The sequence below is a fragment of the Hansschlegelia beijingensis genome (assembly GCF_045505405.1).
GTDB classification, from domain to species: domain Bacteria; phylum Pseudomonadota; class Alphaproteobacteria; order Rhizobiales; family Methylopilaceae; genus Methylopila; species Methylopila beijingensis_A.
This window is the reverse complement of record NZ_JBJKEX010000334.1, coordinates 1-3,368: the sequence shown is the minus strand read 5'-3', so window position 1 is coordinate 3,368 and position 3,368 is coordinate 1. Positions and strand designations below refer to the sequence as shown.

The following is a 3,368-nucleotide window of genomic DNA, read 5'->3' as shown; positions in this document are numbered from 1 at the left end:
CCTGCGGCCCAGCAGATCGCCGCTGCGCCCGTCGCCAAGCCCGCGCCCGCTCCTGTCGCGGCGGCGAAGCCGGCGGACGACAACGTCAAGACCGCCGCTCTCAAGGTCGATCCGGCGCCGGCCGCGGACTCCGCCCCGTCGTTCCGTTGGCCCGTGCGAGGCCGGGTGATCTCGGCCTACGGCTCGAAGGCCAGCGGCACGACCAATGACGGAATCAACGTCGCCGTCCCGGAAGGCACCGACGTGAAGGCCTCCGACGACGGCGTCGTGGCCTACGCCGGCAGCGAGCTCAAGGGCTTCGGCAATCTCGTGCTGATCCGCCACTCCAATGGCTGGGTCACCGCGTATGCGCACAACAGCGCGCTGAAGGTGAAGCGCGGCGACACCGTTCGCCGCGGGCAGGTCATCGCCAAGTCCGGCTCAACGGGCAACGTCTCCTCGCCTCAGCTTCACTTCGAGGTGCGCAAGGGAGCGACCACGGTCGATCCGCTGCAGCATCTGCCGAACGCCTGAGGTCTCCGCCGCTTCGCGAATGGATCCCGACCGCCGCCGGCGCGTCGGGATCTTTGCGTTTGCGCTGCGACCCTTGAGCTTGTTGCTCCGAATCGGTCGACCCCTTAAGCGAGGGGCATGAGCGAACTCGCGCCTCCGCCGGAGGATGGCGTCCTCCCCGTCGAGCTGCGCTCGGCGCTCGAGGAGCGCTACCTCGCCTATGCGCTCTCGACCATCACGCAGCGCGCTTTGCCGGACGTCAGGGACGGGCTGAAGCCCGTTCACCGGCGCGTGCTGTGGGCGATGCGGGAGCTGAAGCTCGATCCGGGCGCCGCCTTCAAGAAGTGCGCCCGCGTCGTGGGCGACGTCATCGGCAAGTACCATCCGCATGGCGACCAGTCCGTTTATGACGCGCTGGTCCGCCTCGCCCAGGACTTCGCGCAGCGCTGGCCGCTGGTCGAGGGGCAGGGCAACTTCGGCAATGTGGACGGCGATAACGCGGCGGCCATGCGCTACACCGAGGCGCGGCTCACCGAGGTGGCGCGCCTGCTGCTCGACGGCCTGGAAGAGAACGCCGTCGACTACCGCCCGACCTATGACGGCTCCGAGCAGGAGCCGATCGTGCTGCCGGGCGCGTTTCCCAACCTGCTCGCAAATGGCAGCCAGGGGATCGCGGTCGGGATGGCGACGGCCATTCCCCCTCACAACGTCGCCGAACTCGTCGAGGCGGCCCGGGCGCTGCTGGCGAACCCCGCCGCCGAGACCGACGATCTGCTGACGCATCTGCAGGGCCCGGACTTCCCGACCGGCGGCGTCATCATCGACGGGCCGGCGACCATCGCCGAGGCCTACCGCACCGGCCGCGGCGCGTTCCGGACGCGCGCACGCTGGAAGGTCGAGGATCTCGGCCGCGGGACCTGGGTGGCGGTTGTCACCGAGATTCCCTGGCTCGTGCCGAAGAGCCGGCTGGTCGAGCGTCTGGCCGAGCTGATCACGGACCGCAAGCTGCCGCTGGTGGTCGACGTGCGCGACGAGTCGACGGACGAGATCCGTCTGGTGATCGAGCCGCGCGCTCGCACCGTGGACGCCGCGGTGATGATGGAGTCGGTGTTCCGTCTGACGGAGCTCGAGACCCGCATTCCGCTCAACATGAACGTGCTGGTGCGCGGCCAGACGCCGGTGGTGCTCAGCCTCAAGGACGCGCTGCGGCATTGGCTGGACCATCGCCGCGAGGTGATCCAGCGGCGCTCGCAGCATCGCCTCGACGCCATCGTCCGACGCCTCGAGATCCTCGACGGCCTGCTGGTCGCCTATCTGAACATCGACGAGGTGATCCGCATCGTTCGCCAGGCGGACGAGCCGAAGGCCGAACTGATCGCCACCTTCTCGCTGACCGAGCTCCAGGCCGACGCGATCCTCAACATCCGGCTGCGTTCTCTCGCCAAGCTCGAGGAGATCGAGATCAGGCGGGAGCACGACAAGCTCACCAAGGAAGGCGAGGAGCTGCGCGGCCTGCTGGCCTCCGAGGCGAAGCAGTGGCGGCGGGTCGGCAAGGAGCTCGACGGGCTGGCGAAGAGCTTCGGTCCGGACACCCCGCTCGGCAGACGCCGCACCACCTTCGAGACGCCGCCCGCGGCCGCAGCCGCTGACGTCGCGGACGCCTTCATCGAGCGCGAGCCGATCACCGTCGTGGTCTCCGAGAAGGGCTGGATCCGGGCGCTCAAGGGCCATGTCCAGGACGTCTCGGGCCTCACCTTCAAGGCCGACGACAGCCTCAAGCTCACCTTCCCGACGGAGACGACCGCCAAGCTCATCGTCGTGACGACGAACGGCAAGGCCTACACCCTCGACGCCTCCAAGCTGCCGGGCGGCCGCGGCGCGGGCGAGCCGATCCGGCTGATGGTCGACGTCGACGAGGGCGCGGACGTGCTGGACGTGTTCGCGCACCGACCCGGAGAGCGACGCCTCGTCGTGGCGAGCGACGCGCGCGGCTTCCTGGTCGGCGAGGACCAACTGCTCTCCTCAACCCGCAAGGGCCGGCAGATCGTCAATCTCGACCAGGGCGCGAGCGTGCTCTCCTTTGCGCCCGCCGATGGCGACACGGTCGCGATCATCGGTCAGAACCGCAAGCTGCTGCTGTTTCCGATCTCGCAGATCGCCGAGATGGCGCGCGGCCGTGGCGTGCGGCTGCAGCGCTATCGCGACGGCAGCGTCTCGGACGTCAAGGTGTTCAACCTCGCCGACGGCTTCGCCTTCGTCACCAATGGCGGCAAGGTCTGGTCGCTGAAGGGCGAGGAGCTGCGCGACTGGGTCGGCAACCGCGCCGAGGCCGGCCGCCTGCCGCCGCGCGGCTTCTCGGCCTCCAACAAGTTCTCGGGCTAGCGCCTCACGGCAAGAACAGCGTGCCCTCGGCGACCACGACGGCTGCGCCGCCGATGCTGGCGGAGCTCAGCGCGCCGTCGCGGACGGTCAGCCCGAGCTCGATCACGCTCGGCCGGCCCATCTCGTATCCCTGGCCGATGCGCAGCAGATGTTCGCCATCCGATGGCCGGTCGAACGCCATGACGACGCCTGCGAAGGCGGCCGCGGCGGAGCCGGTCGCCGGGTCCTCGCCGACAGCCGGCGCCAGCATCCGCGCCCGGAAGGCGAGGACGGGGTCGGCGGTCTCCCGCGTGTAGAGAAACGCCCCCAGGTCGCCGTCGAACCCGGCGGCCCAGCATGCGCTGTTCGCCTTTGCTCGGGCGAGGGCGTCGAGGCTCGCGAGCGGGACGAAGCAGAACGCGTTGCCGGCGTCGAAGCGCGACGGCGTATGGCCGTCGAATCCCAGATCCCCGGTCGCCAGCCCGAGCGCGGCCGGGGATCTGAGATTCAACGAC

At 69.7% G+C, this 3,368-nt stretch carries 3 protein-coding genes; 2 read left to right on the top strand and 1 reads right to left on the bottom strand.

Going from position 1 to position 3,368, the window contains the following annotated elements; all coding sequences use genetic code 11:
- Together ACIKT0_RS15515 and parC are read left to right on the top strand one after the other, a co-directional pair.
- Positions 1-513: murein hydrolase activator EnvC family protein (locus tag ACIKT0_RS15515; RefSeq protein ID WP_407106228.1), on the top strand; the 513-nt coding region annotated here is incomplete at its 5' end.
- Between the two features lie 117 nt (positions 514-630).
- The gene (parC, locus tag ACIKT0_RS15510) at positions 631-2,874 is read left to right on the top strand and encodes a DNA topoisomerase IV subunit A (protein WP_407106226.1); all 2,244 of its coding nucleotides are present in this window, start codon (positions 631-633) and stop codon (positions 2,872-2,874) included.
- A 4-nt stretch (positions 2,875-2,878) separates the two neighbouring features.
- Here the strand turns inward: parC and ACIKT0_RS15505 are convergent.
- A partial coding sequence (locus tag ACIKT0_RS15505) for a PhzF family phenazine biosynthesis protein (protein WP_407106224.1) occupies positions 2,879-3,368 on the bottom strand: 490 nt, incomplete at its 5' end.